Here is a 14,995-nt window from a genome sequence, read left to right as displayed (position 1 = left end):
GATGCAACTTGTGGTGACAATCCGCGTCAACCAACACGTGGCCGAACGCAGGAACAGGCCATGAAAGTTTCAGAACGGTTATCGACCGAGCGACGGCGTCACACCGCTGACGTCAGGCCGATCCGCGCAGCACCAGGTTGGTGGGCAGGACGATCGCCCGGCAGCTCTCGTCGGCGACGAGCAGTTCGGCGACCGACCGCGCGCCCATCTCCTCGACCGGCTGTCGAACCGTGGTCAACCGCGGCGTCGTGTGCCTGGCCAGCGCGGCGTCGTCGAACCCGACGACGGCCACCTGCTCCGGCACCCGCACGCCCAACCGGCGCAGCGCGCGTAACGCGCCGACGGCCATCAGGTCCGAGGCCGCGAACACGGCGTCGAGCGCTGGATAGCGATCCAGCAACCGCAACATGGCATGCTCGCCCGAGTTGAGGGTGAAGTCCCCGCGGCAGACGATCCCGGCCGGCGCCAGGCCGCCCTCGGCCAGCGCGCTGCGATAGCCGGCCAGACGGTCGTCGGCCGCGATCATGTTCCTCGGTCCGGCTATCGTGGCGATGGCCTGTCGGCCCGACGAGATCAGGTGTGCCACGGCCTGCCATGCCCCGCCCGTGTTGTCCGCATCCACATAGGACAGTCCGGTCGCCGTGGGTCGGCCCACGCAGATCACCGGCACCCCGGCCTCCCGCACCACCTGTGCCGGCGCTCCGTCGGACTGCATCCCCACCATCACGACACCGTCGACATGGCCGCCACAGAGGTAGCGCAGCAGCGTGTCCCTGGGCGCGTTCCGCAGCGCCGTCGACACGACCAGCTCACGGCCGGTCCGCAGCGCCGCACGCTCGGCTCCGACCAGCAGCCGGCTGTAGAAGGAGTCGCGCTGATATCGCAGCAGGTCGTCGAAGACCACCACGGACAGCGCGCCGCTGTGCCCACGCGCGAGGTGCGGCGACCGCTGCCGCACGTAGCCCAGTTCGACCACGGCCCGCTCGACCCGGGCAGCGGTGTCCTCGTTCACCGGTGCCGACCGGTTGAGCACCCGTGACGCCGTTGCCACGGAAACCCCGGCCCATCGGGCGACGTCAGCCAGCGTCGGCTGGCGGTCGGGTGCGACCATCAAGGCACTCCTCACCAGGGCACGCCGTGCGATATACGCCCACACAGGGCCGACCGAGTCGATCGGCCGAATCACATTGCCCATGATCGAGACAATCGGCGGTGGGTCACACGACGCCGATCTGCCGTCGGAGCAGGCACGGTGAACCGATCCGCCGACGGGAGATTCCCCACGCCGGCATCCGCGCTCTTCCCGCACCGGTTTTTCGGTAATCCACGCGACTGTCCGGATCACGAACGCCACAGGCACCGTACAGTGTGCACAAGTTGTCAAGCGGCCCATGATGCTCACGGCGGTTGTAAATGTTTTCAATGCTGCGGCCGGGATCCAGTGCCCGGCCCCAGCCGCGGCGGCGGTCAGGGCGTCATGCCCGGAGGGTCGCCTCGGACACCGGCCGCTGACCACTCAGCACGTAGGACACGGTGCTCCATACGGCGCTGACCCGGCGGACGGTCTCTGACGTTCACGGCGCTCCTGATCGAATCGATTCGATGATGCCCGGAGTTGTCGAACGGGGCAAGGCTTGCCTTTGAGGAAACACTGACGATCACCGCGTCCAACTGTCGAACCGGTTCACCTGAGGCGAGGTTAAATACGCCTGTCCGACATGTCAACCGTCACGTCGAAAACGAAAGGCGGAACGCGGCCGTCGACACATTCGACGCCCAATTCGACGCCGCCGCGCAATCGGACGTGGGTCAACACGCGCCGGGTTACGCGCCGCCCGAGACCGGCTCAGGCACCACCCCGACGTCGTGGACTACTCGTTCCGACAGCCCGACTTCATCCAGCCGGAAGGCTCCTTTCGACTCGAGTGACGTCCATTGGACAGAACGGGAGAGCCGTGCCACGCGCGGGTTCGTCCCGCCTGCTCGTCAGCCCGTGACGTGGGACAGGAGGCGGGCCGCGGAGTCCCGCAACTGCGTTCGCACGGCGTCGAGGTCCACGTCGAGGAGGGCGTGGTCGCGTTTGCGCCAGCGCCCGGCGATCATGACCGCTTCGATGTCCCCGGAACCCGCGTACAGTGCTGTCGCGACGGGATTCGCCGTGGGGCCGTCGATGACGACGAGGTCGGCCTGCATACCCGCTTCGAGCCGGCCGACGCGGCCGGCGAGCCCGAGTGCTCGCGCACCTTCGACCGTCGCCCAGGCCAGTGCTTGCTTGCCGGTGATCGTCGCGGTGAGGGAGAACGAGCCGGTGGTCTGACGGTGGCGGTCGTGGTCGCGGCCTCGTTGGCAGGCCAACGCGATCCGGGCGGCGGAGAGAACGTCGCCGGGCGCGACGGCGTCGGTGTCGGTGCCCAGCGACGGCGCGGCGCCCAGCCGGAGCAGGCGCCCGGTGATGGGGAAGCCGTGGCCTTGGCCGAGCTCGTTCTCGGGCGTGCACGTGACGCTCGCGCCCGCGTCCACCAGTGTCTTGATCCACTCGTCGGTGAGCCCGGCGCCGTGCACGACGTTGGTGTCGGGGCTCAGCAACCCGGCGGCTCGCACCGCCTCCCACCCGGGCCCGGGCTCCCCGCCGCTCTGATGCATCGACACCACGAGCCCGCGCTCGGCGGCGGCACGGAAATCGGCGACCGCAGCGTCCGGAGTGGACAGTTGCGGTCCGCGGACGGCCATGCCGAGAGCGAGCAGCGGATGGGCGGCGACCGGGCCGTCGAGCAGCCGGTCGATCTCACGCACGGGGTGAGCCGCGTCGGCCGCGGAATACGGGGTGCCGTGCAGGAACACCCCGCGGATGCCGGACGCTCGCAGGCCGTCGAGCGCGGCGTCGGTGTGTTCCGGTGTGGGCGTGTTGTGGCACCAGTCGCCCAAGGTCGTGGTGCCACGGTCGAGCTGGCTCAGCGCGCCGGCAAGCGTGCCGACGCGCATGTCTTCGGAGCGGTAGTGCCTGGCCGCGCCACCGTGCATGCGGCCGAGGTAGTCCGCCAGCGTCCAGTCGGCGCCCACGCCCCGCAGCGCGGTCTGCCAGGTGTGCAGGTGGGCGTTGACCAGACCGGGCAGGATGATCCGGTCCGTGACGTCGACGATCTCCGCGCCGGTTTCGTCGAGGCCTTCGCCGACTCCGGCGATGCTGTCGCCGTCGATGAGGACGTCGGCGCGTTCGGCGTCGGGCCGGTGCGGCGCCATGGTGATCACGCGCGCGCCGCGCAGCAGGGTGCGGCTCATCCCGCCGTCTCCGGTTGGGCCACCGGCGTCATCGCGCGGGCGGCGGAGTGGGTCGAACCGAGGAAGTCCCGGGTCGCGATGTGTCCGACGTAGCCGTCGGGCCGGATGAGCAGCACAGTGTCGCCCTCGATTCCGTGGATACGGCGGAAGTCGTGCCGGGGATCGGTGAGCGCGTGGTCGGCATCGGCATCGGCGTCGATGACGACACGTCGCAGCGGCGCACCCGCGGCCGGCCAGTCCAGTTCGTCGCTCACCGCGGCGGCGTCCGGGCCGTAGGCGACCACGGTGAAGTGTGGGCCGCGATAGGTGTCGAACAGGCGCACCGTCGTGCCGTCCGTGCCGAGCAGTTCGGTGTCCGGTGCGCGGTCGCCGACCCGCAGCGTCGTCGTCCGGTCGCCGTCGCCCGGCGCGAGGGGGCCGCCGTGGTACGTAAGCGACAACTGCTGTTCGTCCTTGCCGCGGCGCAGGCTCGACGGGTCCAGCTTCGCAATGCCTTCGTACTTCTGCGTCGACAGGCCGAGCACACCCGCGGCGATCGGCAGCCGTTCGGCTTCGTAGCTGTCCAGCAGCCGCGCGTCGGCTCCGGCGAGGACCTGGGCGAGCTTCCAGCCGAGGTTGTAGGCGTCCTGGATGCCGGTGTTGAGGCCCTGTGCGCCGGCCGGGGTGTGCACGTGCGCGGCGTCGCCGGCAAGGAAGACCCGGCCGCGGCGGTAGGCCTCCGCCAGGCGGATGTTGGGCCGGAACACCGACCGCCACCGGATGTCGCGCAGTTCGACGTACCGGTTGCGGGTGTGCGCCCGGACCCGCCGGGTGATCGCCTCCTCGTCCTCGGGCGGCTCCTCGTCCGGGGCCAGGCGGACCATCCACTGGAACAGGTCGGTGTGCGGCAGCGGACAGGCGCCCACGAAGCGCCCCTTGGCCCCCGGCCAGACGTGCCAGCGGTGGCGGGACAGGCCGGTGGTGACGGCATCGACGATGAGCATCCGGTCCCGGTCGTCGGTCTCGCCGAGGAAACCCACGCCGAGGTGCTTGCGGACGGCGCTCGACCCCCCTTCCGCTCCCACGAGGTAGCGCGCGGTGATCCGTTCGGGGCCGTCGTTCCCGGTCACGGTCGCGGTGACCGACGTGTCGCCCTGGTCGAACTCGACGAGTTCCCGGCCGTACTCGACCTGGCCGCCCAGCTGACCGAGCCGGTCGCGCAGCACGCTGTCGGTGCGGTACTGGGGCATCAGCCGGGTGTTCGGGTAGGGAACGTCGGTGGTGCGTTCGCGGTTGCGGAACATGCGCCACGGTACGGTGACCGGTCCCAAGTGGATGCCGAGCCGGGGGTAGTCGCTGCTGCCGGCGAGGACGTCGTCGAGGATGCCGAGGTCGTCCAACACCTCCAGAGTCCGCGGCTGGATGCCCTTGGCGCGAGAGCCTTCGAAGGCGTGCGCGGCCTTGTCGATGACGCGGACGCCGAGGCCGCGGCGAACCAGGTCGATCGCCAGCGTGGTGCCGGTCGGCCCGGCGCCGGCGATCAGGACGTCGAGGGTTTTTCGAGTGTGGTTCACGGTTCGAGCCGATTCGGGTGGGGAACGGCGAACGACGCGATCAGGTCGCCGACGTCGTCCGGCCGTTCGAATGGAGCCATGTGGCCACAGCGGGCGATGACGTGCGTCTGCCGCGGGCGCAGCAGCGCGCCGGCGGTGTCGAGATGAGTGATGGGGGTGACCTGGTCGTCGTCGCCCCACACCAGCAGGGTCGGGATGCCGAGCCGGCCCGTCCTCCGGAAGAGGTCCTGCCGTTCGTACAGCGGAAAGTCCCGCAGCGTCTGGAAGAACGAGTACAGGGACCCTTCGTACCGGTAGGCGTCGCGCACCATCGCGACCAGTTCGGCGGATTGATCGGGAGCGCGGACGTTGTGTCCGAGGTGCCCCTCCAGCAACCTGCGGCCGAATCGCCGGGCGACGAACCCGGCCACGACGTCGTTGCGCAGCAACCGCTGCGGCGCGGGACGTTCGGCCAGCCCGGCCGGCCCCACGACGGTAAGCGTGGCCACGGCTTCGGGGTACCGGTCCGTGTAGGCCATCGCGACCAGGGCACCCATCGAGGTCCCCACCACGTGCTGCGGTGTGAGGTCCAGGGCCGAGCGCAGCTCCGCCAGCTGACGGACGAACAACACCTCGTCGTAACTGCTCCGGACCCGGTCGGAATAGCCGCGGCCGTAGGCGCTGTAGGCCAGGGTGCGAAGACCGCGGGCGTGCAACCGCGCGGCGAGGCCGTCCCAGTAGAACAGCGGGATCGTGAGGCCGCCGACCAGCACGACGAGTTCGCCCTCGTCGGGGCCGGCCAGCTCGTAGTGCGTCACACCGTCGGACAGGGTGACGAAACCGCCGCGCAGCGCCCGCCGCGTGGCCGCGTCGAGCCGGCGGTCCTCATCGGACGCGACGAAGTACTTCATCGCCGCCCCTGGTTCCCGGACAGGAATTCCGCGATCGCCGCGGCCACCCAGTCCGGGTCCTCTTCCGGGAGCAGGTGCCCGCCGTCGGGGTGGACGCGCTCCTGGGCGCCCGGGATGTCGCGGGCGAAGTGCTGCCCGTCGACCTCGGCGCTTCGCAGGACCAGCGTGGGAACCGCGATCCGCGGGATTTCGGTGCTGCGGTCCGGCTGGTCGGTGTTGGCGAAGTCGACGAATGCCGACCGGTTGCCCGGGCGGCTCGTCAACGCGTGCACCCGGTCGACCATGGCGTCGTCCACGATGGCCGAGTTCGCGCCGACCGCTTCCCGCAGCCCGCTTTCGGTCGCGCGGCGCGGGAGCCATCGCCGCAGCAGGGGGCGGAGCACCGGGTTCCGCGCCAGCCGCATCCCGGCGGGCAGTGTCTTGTCCGGGTAGCCGGTGGCGTTGACCAGTACCAGCCCGTTCACCCGCTCGGGGGCCTCCAGGGCCAGGTTCCACGCGATGTTGCCACCCAGCGAATTCCCGGCCACCGCGAAGTTCGGCAGCTGCAAAGCGGTCATGAAGCGGGCGATCGTTCCCGCGTACGTCCGGACTCGGTAGTCGCGGTCGGGCCGCGGCCCCGTCCGCCCGAACCCGGGGAGATCCGGACGGATCACGTCGTAGGACGCCGACAACAGCGCCGCTACCCGCTCGAAGCCTTCCAACGACGACCCGCTGCCGTGCAGCAGTACCACCGTCGGCCCCTGACCTTCACGTTTGTAGTGAACGTGCAGGCCGTCCACCGGGACGAGCCGGGTGCCAGAGGCGGGGTTGCAGTCGGTCCACATAATGGCAACAGTGTTGCCGTTATTGTGGGGGGTGTCAACCGGCCGTCATACTGACGGGTGTGACCAGTTCGTCCCCGCCCGGCGGGTCCGCTCGCCGGTCCCGTGGCCGCCCCGCCGTCCCGCTGGACCGCATCCTCGCCACGGCCTTGCAGCTCGTCGACGAGGAAGGCGCCGAGGCCCTGTCCATGCGGACCCTCGCCCAACGCCTCGAATCCGGCACGGCCACGCTCTACCGCCACTTCGGCAACCGGGCGACTTTGATCACTCACGTGATCGATCGCGTCTTCGGCGAGGTCGAACTCGACTCCTCGTCGCTGGCGGAGGTGAGCTGGGATCAGGCCTGCCAGACCGTCGCCCGGGCGATGTTCGACACGCTGGGCCGGCACCGGAAGATCGCGCCCCTGCTGATCGAACAGACCCCGACCGGGCCGAACGCCATGGTGCTGCGAGAACGCTGCCTGGCCGTCCTGCTCGACGGCGGGCTCCCGCCGGACCTCGCCGCACGCGCCTACGCCACCCTTTCGCGTTATGTCCTCGGCTTCGCGATCCAGCTCGCCGGATCCGGCGACGACGCCGAGCGGGAGCGGGTGTCGACGCATTTCCACGACCTGCCGTCCGACGAGTTTCCGGCCACCCGCGCGGTCGCCGACTCGTTGCCAGTGCCGCTGGAGGACGAATTCGCCTTCGGCCTGGAACTGATTGTCGACAGCCTGCGCCGACTGCGCACCCCTTGACCCCTCCGTGCAGAGCGGTCGCCGGTCGCTGCCGCCGCTCCGCCCGGCACTTGAGGCTGCCCATGTGCGTCTTCGGCCGGATCGAGGCGTTCGTCGGCGGCCGCCTCGCCCTCGACTTCAGACAGCTCGTCAGCAGCGTCACCGGCGGGAAGCGGTGGCAGCGCTGGTCCGTGTGCACCCCGGGCACCGTCGGCCCCACCCAAGCGAGCAATCGTCATTTTCCGCCGTGGGGCTGCCGACGAAGCCCAGTCCGATGGGCCAGCGTGCCGTCGACGAACGCGACGACCTGCTCGAGTACCTCTCTCCATCCCCCCGCGACGGGTGCATCTCCCGCGCGGTGGATCGGTGATCCAGGCCGGCTATGACCGGCCCGGATCACGCTCGGTCGAGCAGGCTGAGGATGTCGGAGAGGTCTCGCTCGAGCCGTCGGCGGCTCAGCCCGGCCCGCACACCCACCCGAAGGCCGAGCCAGGCGGTGAACAACACACTGGCCAAGACCTCGGGTGCGGCCGGGTTGGCGATGCTCCCCTCGCCCTGGCCGCGTCGGACGAGGTCGGTCAAGGCGCTCCGAACGCCGCCCAAGTGCTGCTCGACGAACTCGGCGGCGTCACCGTCGCGTGGCCCCACCTCGGTCGCCGTGTTCACCACCAGGCATCCGGTCCCGCGGCTGCTCTGGGACAACCCGGCTCCGAGCAGCACCCGCACGCCCTCACGGGCATCGGCTGCCCGCTCAACGGCTTCCCACACGCGACGGGCCTCCGTCTCCGCGTAGTGCCGCAACGACTGCATGAACAGGGAGTGCTTGTCGCCGAAGGTGTCGTAGAGGCTGCGTCGGCCGATCCCCAACTTCTCGGTGAGATCCTGCACCGAGGTCGCTTCATACCCCGTGTCCCAGAACAGGACCATCGCCTGGTCCAGCGCAACGGCAGGATCGAACTCCTTGTGCCGCACCAGTTCTCCTAGCTCAGATGCCGCTGGAACCACTGCACGGCCGCACCGCTGGCCGCCGGGAACTCCGCCACGTACGGGTCGAAGTGCCCACCGTCGACGGTGACCAGGCGCTTGGGCTCCAGCGCCTGCTCATAGGCGGCCAGCGCGAGGTCGGTCACCGTGACCGTGTCACGCAGGGCGATGATCATCAACAGCGGCGTGGGTGACACCCGCGGAGCCCATGCGCCGGGCTCATAGGCCCGAGCGAACCGTGTCGAGCGCACGGTGGCGTCGTTCTGCCACACCACGGCCGGCAAGTCCTGTAGGTAGAACTGGACTGCGTCGGGGGCGCGGTAGGACGCCGGCTGCGCGGGATCGGCGCTGACGATCGCCTGTCGACGCGGCGGCTCGCCCCGCAAGGCGGCCCGATCCTCTTCTGCGAAGGCTTCCTCCAGTGCCGCAGTCGCTTCGGGCGCGACCCGCCGCACCCCTTGCTGGTAGCCGCTGATGGTCGGCGCCTGTGCCACGACACAGCGCACCCGACGGTCCGTGGCCCCTAGCACGAGAGCGTGGCCGCCGGCGTAGCTCGTCCCCCACAACCCGATCCGCGCCGGATCCACTCCGGGCCGGCTCTCCAGGAACGAGATGGCCCGGCGCCAGTCCTCGATCTGGACCCATGGGTTGACCTCATGGCGGGGCTCACCGTCGCTGGCGCCGAATCCCCGGTGGTCGTCCACCAGCACGACGAAGCCGGCCTCGGTGAAGGCACGGGCGAACGGATCCAGCCCGTGTTCCTTCACGCCGGCATAGCCGTGGGCCATGGTGATGGCCGGTCGCGGCCGGTCGTCGCCGTCGGGCCGGAACAGCCAACCCCGCAACGTCACGCCGCCGTCGGCGGGAAACTCGATGTCTTCGCGTTCAGTCATCTGCTTTCCCTGCCGTGGTCACGAGAAGTAGGCGTCGAAGGACGCGGTGTCGGCGAAATTGCCGCTGAGGGCGGAGATCCTGCCGTCCCTGATGGTCAGCACGTTGACGATGTCCTGGTCGAGCGTGCGGCCGTTGTGGTTGCCGGTGTCGTGTAGTTCGACGGCGACGGTGTCGGCGCCGTAGGTGTACGCGCGCAAGGAGATGTTCAGGTTGTACCGCGCGAACGTGTCGACCAGCTTCACCACGGCGCGCTGCCCGACGGCCGTGCCGGACACGGCGCTGTGGCCGGGGACCGTCCAGGTGATGCCGGGCGTGGTGTTGGCGATGATGCCCTGGTGGTCGTCGTGGATGACCGCGGTCGCGAACCGGCTGACGATCTGCTGGCGCTGTTGGTCGGTCAGCTGGGGCGGGTGCGCGTCGGCCGCGACCGGGATCAGGCCGGCGGCCAGCACGGCCGCGCCGATCAGGGCAAGCCGTGAGGTGATCTTCACTGGCTCCTCCGGTTCGGGTCGCTCTCGGCGACGAGGTCGGCGGGCACGGGCAGCCCGAGGTGGTCGATCAGGGCCGCGAGCTTGGCGTCGAGCTCGATGCCGACGGCGGCGATGCGCTCGTCGGAGAAGCTGCCGAACCGGGTGCTGGGCTGGTCCACGGTGAACCATGTCCGGTCGTCGTAGTCCACGTGGATCGCCGTGCGCAGTGGGGCGTACAGCATCACGCCCGGATTGTGCCGGTACATGCGCTGGGCATAGATGTGGTTGCCCATCAGGTACTCCACGCACGGCCGTGACCGGCCGCTGAGCCGCATGGTCGATTCGATGTCCGCTCCCCAGTACCGGATGAAGCCGTGCGGCGCGTTCGCGGCGGCGGCCTCGGTCACCGCGTTCCAGCCGGCGCCGGCCTCCGCGAGTCGCGCGAAGCCGGCCACGTCCCACACCGGAGCGGCGAGTTCGTAGCGGCCGCGGAAGTCCTCGAAGCCCGCGGCGACGGGGACTTCGAGCCTGCGGACCTGGTGCGTGATCACCCGGACCCCGTCCGAGTCCATTGCGGACATGGTTCCTCCTAGTCGAGTAGCACTCAGTTGCCGGTGAAGTCGAGCACCGGCCGGGGTTTTCCGGCGCGCAGCGCATCGATCGCGGACGAGATGCCACGACGGGCGTCGTCGGTGTGGAACAGCGGCATCGCGATGTCGAACAGTGCATTGTCCGCGGCGCTGACGCCGCCGTCGACCCATGCGCGCAGCACGGCCTTGTTGGCCTCGTAGGCACGAGTCGGCCCGCCGGCTACCTTCGCGGCGAAGGACCGCGCGGTGGCAAGCAGTTCGTCGTCGAGCACAACACGATTGACGACGCCGGCCTGCGCCATCGTCGCGGCGGACACCTGTTCGGAGGTCAGCGTCCACTCGAAGGCGCGGGCCCAACCCGCGCGGGCCGCCACCCGGTGCGCGCCGCCGAGCAGGGTGATCACGCCGATGGACTGCTCGGGATGGCCGAAACGGGCGGTTTCCGCCGCGAACAGAACGTCGGCGCGCAGCGCCAGTTCGAAGCCGCCGCCGAAACAGAGCCCCTGAACCGCCGCGATCACCGGCAACGGCAGGCGTTCCAGGCGGTTGAACGCCACCAGGAACTTCTCGAACAGCACGCGCAGTTGACGGTGACCGAGGTCGGGCCAGGAGGTGATGTCGCCACCGAAGCTGAAGTCGCTTCCCTCCGCCCGCAGCAGGACGGCGCGTGCCGGTCCGGCCTCGATCGCCTCGACGGCGGCGAGCAACTCCTCCGCCGCCCGTTCGCCGATGCGGTTCTGCGGCGGGTTGACCAGCACGAGCTCGGCGACGTCGTCGTGGACGCGCCAGGTGACGTGGTTCATGATCGTTCTCCAACTGGACGAGGATCGCTCGCGTCAAGCCGAGCCGAGGTCGACGTAAGAACCATAGCACTTTTGGTCATTTCATCGACAGGGTACGGCCGCCCAATTTCTTACGGGTCTGCGAAGCGCCACCGCACGGGCGGCCAGCCGCTGGCGCACCGTCTCGGGCGCGACGCAGATCCGTGATGCCCGGCACCCGATAGATACCGCCGACGGGGTGCCGGTCCGGCGCACCGGACCGGCACCTGAGCTCACCTCAGTCGCGGAGGAAGTCCAGGGCCTGCCGCACGAACAGCTCGTGATGCTGGAACAGCGCGCCGTGGCCGGCGTCCGGATAGATGCTGAGCCGGGCGTCGGGCAGCAGTCGGGCCAGGTTGAACGACGAGATCGTCGGGACCATGGTGTCGTCGTCGCCGTTGACCACCAGGACCGGGTGGCGGACGTCGGCCAGGCCGGCCGGCGAGCTGCTCTGCTCCCACTTGGCCAGAGCGGTGACCTGGGCGCCGATGGCCTCGTTCGTCGCGGCGGGGTCCCGGTCGGCCGTGCGCTCGTCGAGCCGCGCGAGGAAGGCGTCGGCGGCGGCCTGACTGGACGCCGTCGGAGAGAAGAACAGGAAGTGCTTGGGGTGCTTGCCGGCCGCGGTGGCCCGCTGGACTGCGTCCTGCAGCACCGGGAGGATGTTGGCCGGTCCGGCGTCGCCGGCGGGCGCGGTGCCGGCGAGGATGACGCGCCGTACCAGCTCCGGGTGTTCCTGGGCCACCACCTGGGCGACCATGCCGCCCAGCGAGAAGCCCAGCAGGTCGACCTGCGTCAGCCCGAGCGCCCGCACGAAGGCCGCGGCATCGGCGCCCATGGCCTCGACACTGTCGGGTGCGGTCCCGGTCGACGAGCCGACTCCCCGCTGGTCGAACTCGATGACCCGACGCTCGGCGGCCAGGCCGTCGACCACGGCCGGATCCCAGTCGTCGAGCACGGCGGTGAAGTGGTGCAGCAGCACCAGCGGGATGCCGGTGTCGGGGCCGGTCTCCCGGTAGGCGAAGACGACGCCGTCGACGTCGACGGTGCGGGTGACGGCGTCGTTGTGACGTGCGGACATGGTCCTGCTCGTTTCTCTCGATCTGCGGAGGGGCGCGACCGTCATAGGATAGCGATCGCTATATAACGACCGCTATCCTATGCTCGTCGGGCACGGCCCGGCAAGAAGGGAAGCGACCGGACATGCGGTACCCGAAAGACCACAAGGAGCAAGCACGCGCCACGATCCTCAAGTCGGGCGCCCGCGCGCTCAAGGAGAAGGGCTTCACCGGCGTCGGCGTGGACGGCCTGGCCGCGGCGGCCCAGGTGACCTCGGGCGCGCTGTACTCGAACTTCGGCAGCAAGGAGTCGTTCTTCGAGCAGGTCGTCAAGGCCCAACTCGGGGCCGAGTTCGCGGCCATCGACGACCCCGATCCCGAGGAACGCCGGCGGCGGCTCCGCGAACTCCTCCGCTTCTACCTCAGCGACGAGCACTGCGAAGCCGTGGCCGACGGTTGCCTGATGGCCGCAGTGAGCGTGGACGTCGCCAGGGCCGGCGACTCGATCCGGGAAACCTACGAAGGCCGGATGGCCGACGTGGTCGCGCTCGTCGCGCCGGCCATGCCGGGACCACCCGAGGCACAGCAGGAGAGCGCATGGGCCGTTGTGGCCGCCATCGTCGGCGCGGTGACCATCGCCCGCGCGCTACCGCCCGGTGAGCGCAGCCGCGCCGTGCTCGACGCCACGCTTCATTCGGTCATGGCCATCCTCGGGGAGGACACGACGGCGTAAGTCCGGCTCAATCGCGCTTCGCCGTCGTCCGGCGCCGGGCAGCAACTCCCCGCCCCGCCGGTCGCAACATCGACTACACCACGTCCCTAGCCTCGGTGGTGCGCCGGCCGCCGCATGTTAATGATCGTAACATCCGCCACACCGCAGCCCCTTGTCCGACCAGCTGGTCGGACCGTATGTTACGGACATTAACATTGGCTCGGTCAAGGGAGTGAGCACAGATGTCCAAGACCGCACTCGTCACCGGCGCGTCCTCCGGAATCGGCGCCGAGTTCGCCCGTCAGCTCGCCGCGCGCGGCGACAACGTGGTGCTGGTGGCCCGGAACGTCGAGGCACTGGAGGCACTGGCGCAGCAGCTGCGCGACCGCCACCACGTCAGGGTGGACGTGATCGCGCAGGACCTGGCGACCGCCGACGGCGTGCAGCGCGTCGTCCAGGAGTTGCGCCGCCGCGACCTCCGCATCGACCTGCTGGTCAACAACGCCGGATTCGGCACGGCGGGCCGCTTCGAGAACATTCCGCCTGACCGCGAGCACGACGAGGTGATGGTGAACATCGTCGCCATGGTCGACCTGACGCACGCGGTGCTGCCGGACATGGTCCGGCGAGGCGCCGGCGGCGTGATCAACATCGGCTCCACGGCCGGCTACTCGACGCTGCCGTTCTTCACGACCTACAGCGCCTCCAAGGCCTTCGTCCTCCAGTTCAGCCTCGGCCTCTGGGCGGAGCTGCGCGGACGGGGAGTGAACGTCCTCGCGGTCACCCCCGGCCCGGTGAAGACGCCGTTCTTCGACAAGGTCGGCTCATCGGACGCCGCCATCGGCCCCACGATCACGCCCGAGCATGTGGTCCGGTCCGCGCTGCGAGGGCTGGAACGCAACCGCGGCTACCTCACGCCGGGCGCGGGCAACTTCGCGATGACCCACCTGATGCCCCGCCGCCCCCGCCGGTTCATGGCCCTGGCCAGCAGGACGGTGACCCGCTCGCTGGCCGATACGGTCACCCCGGCCTAGCACAGCCGCCGGCAAGCTCGCACGACCCGGTGACCGCGGTGGCGACGCTCGTTCGGCTGTGGGTGAACGGAACCCGGTTGGGGAACAGCGCACCGTAGCGGGTTGTTGTGTTGTCAAGCAGGACGCCCGCCCCCGACCGGAGGAGGAGCCAATGACCTTGATCGGCGCCGGGGCACTCGGCGGACGTCCCAGCGGAGACCGGCTCACCCAAATACGGCAGTCCCCGAACTATCGGGACGGCGCTTTCCAGAACCCGGCCGGCCCCGCGCAGCCGGTCCCGTCGGGACATCACCCGGCCGCCCGGCCGGATCGTCGTCGGCCGGCCGGACCGGTGCCGCTGGTCAGACCCGAACTCACCGCGCCGGCGACCGGCGTGCGAACCACCTGGCTGGGGCATTCGACCGCCCTGGTGGAACTCGAGGGCGGCACCGTGCTGTTCGATCCGGTGTGGAGCGACCGCGTCTCGCCGGTCGCCCTGGTCGGCCCGAAGCGCCTGCATCCAGTGCCGGTCGACCTGGCCGAGCTGCCGCCGGTCGACGCCGTGGTGATCTCCCACGACCACTACGACCACCTCGACACCGCGACCATCAAGGCAATCGCCGCGCGGTGGCCGAAAACCAGGTTCGTGACGCCCCTTGGCGTCGGCGCGCACCTGCAACGCTGGCGCATCCCGGCGAGCCGCATCGACGAGGTGGACTGGACGGAGTCGGTGACCGTCGCCGGCCTCACGCTGACGGCGACGGCGGCCCGGCACTTCTCCGGACGGGTCCGTCCGGGCAGCAACGGCACCCTGTGGGCGGGCTGGGTGGTGGCCGGCACGGCGCACCGGGTGTTCTACACCGGCGATTCCGGCTACTTCGACGGGTATCGCGAGATCGGACGGCGGCACGGCCCGTTCGACGTGACGTTGATCCAGATCGGCGCGTACTCCCACCTGTGGCCGGACGTGCACATGACGCCGGAGGAAGCCGTTGCCGCGCACCGAGACCTGCGCGGCGAGCTGCTGATCCCGGTGCACTGGGGCACTTTCGCGCTCGCCGGGCACTCCTGGTCCGAGCCGATCGAGCGGCTGCTGGCCGCGGCCGACGGCCTCCGCGTGGCCGTCCCACGCCCCGGCCAGTCCGTCACCGACGTGCCCACAACGGACTCCTGGTGGCGCGAGATCGCGTGAATGTT

At 70.1% G+C, this 14,995-nt stretch carries 15 protein-coding genes; 4 read left to right on the top strand and 11 right to left on the bottom strand.

The window, feature by feature from the left end:
• Positions 1-112 precede the first annotated feature (112 nt).
• The 5 genes from BJ998_RS38020 to BJ998_RS38000 form a co-directional block, all read right to left on the bottom strand.
• Positions 113-1,111 (bottom strand): LacI family DNA-binding transcriptional regulator, encoded by a 999-nt coding sequence (locus BJ998_RS38020; protein WP_184868095.1) that lies wholly within the window; start codon positions 1,109-1,111, stop codon positions 113-115.
• Between the two features lie 875 nt (positions 1,112-1,986).
• Positions 1,987-3,279 carry an amidohydrolase family protein gene (locus tag BJ998_RS38015; protein WP_184868094.1) on the bottom strand — a complete coding sequence of 431 codons (1,293 nt, stop codon included), beginning with the start codon at positions 3,277-3,279 and terminating at the stop codon, positions 1,987-1,989.
• On the bottom strand, positions 3,276-4,832 hold the full coding sequence (locus tag BJ998_RS38010) for an FAD-dependent oxidoreductase (protein WP_184868093.1): 1,557 nt from the start codon (positions 4,830-4,832) through the stop codon (positions 3,276-3,278). Before BJ998_RS38010 ends, BJ998_RS38015 begins: the two co-directional genes overlap by 4 nt.
• Positions 4,829-5,722, bottom strand: coding sequence for an alpha/beta fold hydrolase (locus BJ998_RS38005; protein WP_184868092.1), 894 nt, complete (start codon positions 5,720-5,722; stop codon positions 4,829-4,831). Before BJ998_RS38005 ends, BJ998_RS38010 begins: the two co-directional genes overlap by 4 nt.
• Positions 5,719-6,546 (bottom strand): alpha/beta fold hydrolase, encoded by an 828-nt coding sequence (locus BJ998_RS38000; RefSeq protein ID WP_184868091.1) that lies wholly within the window; start codon positions 6,544-6,546, stop codon positions 5,719-5,721. The genes BJ998_RS38005 and BJ998_RS38000 overlap by 4 nt, the downstream gene beginning before the upstream one ends.
• 59 nt (positions 6,547-6,605) lie before the next feature.
• Here BJ998_RS38000 and BJ998_RS37995 point away from each other — a divergent pair, with 59 nt between their 5' ends.
• Positions 6,606-7,280 carry a TetR/AcrR family transcriptional regulator gene (locus tag BJ998_RS37995; RefSeq protein WP_312890515.1) on the top strand — a complete coding sequence of 225 codons (675 nt, stop codon included), beginning with the start codon at positions 6,606-6,608 and terminating at the stop codon, positions 7,278-7,280.
• 375 nt (positions 7,281-7,655) lie between these two features.
• On the opposite strand, the gene BJ998_RS37990 is transcribed toward BJ998_RS37995, so the two are convergent.
• The 6 genes from BJ998_RS37990 to BJ998_RS37965 all read right to left on the bottom strand — a co-directional run bounded on the left by BJ998_RS37990 (position 7,656) and on the right by BJ998_RS37965 (position 12,096).
• The gene (locus tag BJ998_RS37990) at positions 7,656-8,231 is read right to left on the bottom strand and encodes a TetR/AcrR family transcriptional regulator (RefSeq protein WP_184868090.1); all 576 of its coding nucleotides are present in this window, start codon (positions 8,229-8,231) and stop codon (positions 7,656-7,658) included.
• Between the two features lie 8 nt (positions 8,232-8,239).
• Positions 8,240-9,136 carry an alpha/beta hydrolase gene (locus BJ998_RS37985; protein WP_184868089.1) on the bottom strand — a complete coding sequence of 299 codons (897 nt, stop codon included), beginning with the start codon at positions 9,134-9,136 and terminating at the stop codon, positions 8,240-8,242.
• 18 nt (positions 9,137-9,154) lie between these two features.
• Entirely contained in the window at positions 9,155-9,628 is a 474-nt protein-coding gene (locus BJ998_RS37980) for a nuclear transport factor 2 family protein (protein WP_184868088.1), read from the bottom strand.
• Complete coding sequence (locus BJ998_RS37975; RefSeq protein ID WP_184868087.1) at positions 9,625-10,188, bottom strand: DUF302 domain-containing protein; 564 nt, start codon at positions 10,186-10,188, stop codon at positions 9,625-9,627. The genes BJ998_RS37980 and BJ998_RS37975 overlap by 4 nt, the downstream gene beginning before the upstream one ends.
• A gap of 23 nt (positions 10,189-10,211) precedes the next feature.
• Entirely contained in the window at positions 10,212-11,000 is a 789-nt protein-coding gene (locus BJ998_RS37970; RefSeq protein WP_184868086.1) for an enoyl-CoA hydratase/isomerase family protein, read from the bottom strand.
• 256 nt (positions 11,001-11,256) lie between these two features.
• The gene (locus BJ998_RS37965) at positions 11,257-12,096 is read right to left on the bottom strand and encodes an alpha/beta fold hydrolase (protein ID WP_184868085.1); all 840 of its coding nucleotides are present in this window, start codon (positions 12,094-12,096) and stop codon (positions 11,257-11,259) included.
• 122 nt (positions 12,097-12,218) lie between these two features.
• Between BJ998_RS37965 and BJ998_RS37960 the strand changes: the two genes are divergently transcribed.
• The 3 genes from BJ998_RS37960 to BJ998_RS37950 all read left to right on the top strand — a co-directional run bounded on the left by BJ998_RS37960 (position 12,219) and on the right by BJ998_RS37950 (position 14,990).
• Positions 12,219-12,806 carry a TetR/AcrR family transcriptional regulator gene (locus BJ998_RS37960; RefSeq protein ID WP_184868084.1) on the top strand — a complete coding sequence of 196 codons (588 nt, stop codon included), beginning with the start codon at positions 12,219-12,221 and terminating at the stop codon, positions 12,804-12,806.
• Between the two features lie 221 nt (positions 12,807-13,027).
• A complete protein-coding gene (locus BJ998_RS37955; protein ID WP_184868083.1) occupies positions 13,028-13,819 on the top strand; it encodes an SDR family NAD(P)-dependent oxidoreductase in 792 nt (263 codons plus the stop codon).
• Between the two features lie 151 nt (positions 13,820-13,970).
• The gene (locus BJ998_RS37950) at positions 13,971-14,990 is read left to right on the top strand and encodes an MBL fold metallo-hydrolase (RefSeq protein ID WP_184868082.1); all 1,020 of its coding nucleotides are present in this window, start codon (positions 13,971-13,973) and stop codon (positions 14,988-14,990) included.
• Positions 14,991-14,995: the final 5 nt, after the last annotated feature.

The organism is Kutzneria kofuensis (assembly GCF_014203355.1).
GTDB classification, from domain to species: Bacteria; Actinomycetota; Actinomycetes; order Mycobacteriales; family Pseudonocardiaceae; genus Kutzneria; species Kutzneria kofuensis.
This window is presented reverse-complemented; position numbering and strand designations above follow the sequence as displayed.

What these genes read in the sequence shown, in the direction of transcription:
- BJ998_RS38005 (WP_184868092.1), bottom strand. Translation starts at nt 5,722, where the DNA reads ATGAAGTACTTCGTCGCGTCCGATGAGGACCGCCGGCTCGACGCGGCC.
- BJ998_RS38015 (WP_184868094.1), bottom strand. Translation starts at nt 3,279, where the DNA reads ATGAGCCGCACCCTGCTGCGCGGCGCGCGCGTGATCACCATGGCGCCG.
- BJ998_RS37970 (WP_184868086.1), bottom strand. Translation starts at nt 11,000, where the DNA reads ATGAACCACGTCACCTGGCGCGTCCACGACGACGTCGCCGAGCTCGTG.
- BJ998_RS37950 (WP_184868082.1), top strand. Translation starts at nt 13,971, where the DNA reads ATGACCTTGATCGGCGCCGGGGCACTCGGCGGACGTCCCAGCGGAGAC.
- BJ998_RS37955 (WP_184868083.1), top strand. Translation starts at nt 13,028, where the DNA reads ATGTCCAAGACCGCACTCGTCACCGGCGCGTCCTCCGGAATCGGCGCC.
- BJ998_RS37985 (WP_184868089.1), bottom strand. Translation starts at nt 9,136, where the DNA reads ATGACTGAACGCGAAGACATCGAGTTTCCCGCCGACGGCGGCGTGACG.
- BJ998_RS38000 (WP_184868091.1), bottom strand. Translation starts at nt 6,546, where the DNA reads ATGTGGACCGACTGCAACCCCGCCTCTGGCACCCGGCTCGTCCCGGTG.
- BJ998_RS37965 (WP_184868085.1), bottom strand. Translation starts at nt 12,096, where the DNA reads ATGTCCGCACGTCACAACGACGCCGTCACCCGCACCGTCGACGTCGAC.
- BJ998_RS37960 (WP_184868084.1), top strand. Translation starts at nt 12,219, where the DNA reads ATGCGGTACCCGAAAGACCACAAGGAGCAAGCACGCGCCACGATCCTC.
- BJ998_RS38020 (WP_184868095.1), bottom strand. Translation starts at nt 1,111, where the DNA reads ATGGTCGCACCCGACCGCCAGCCGACGCTGGCTGACGTCGCCCGATGG.
- BJ998_RS37975 (WP_184868087.1), bottom strand. Translation starts at nt 10,188, where the DNA reads ATGTCCGCAATGGACTCGGACGGGGTCCGGGTGATCACGCACCAGGTC.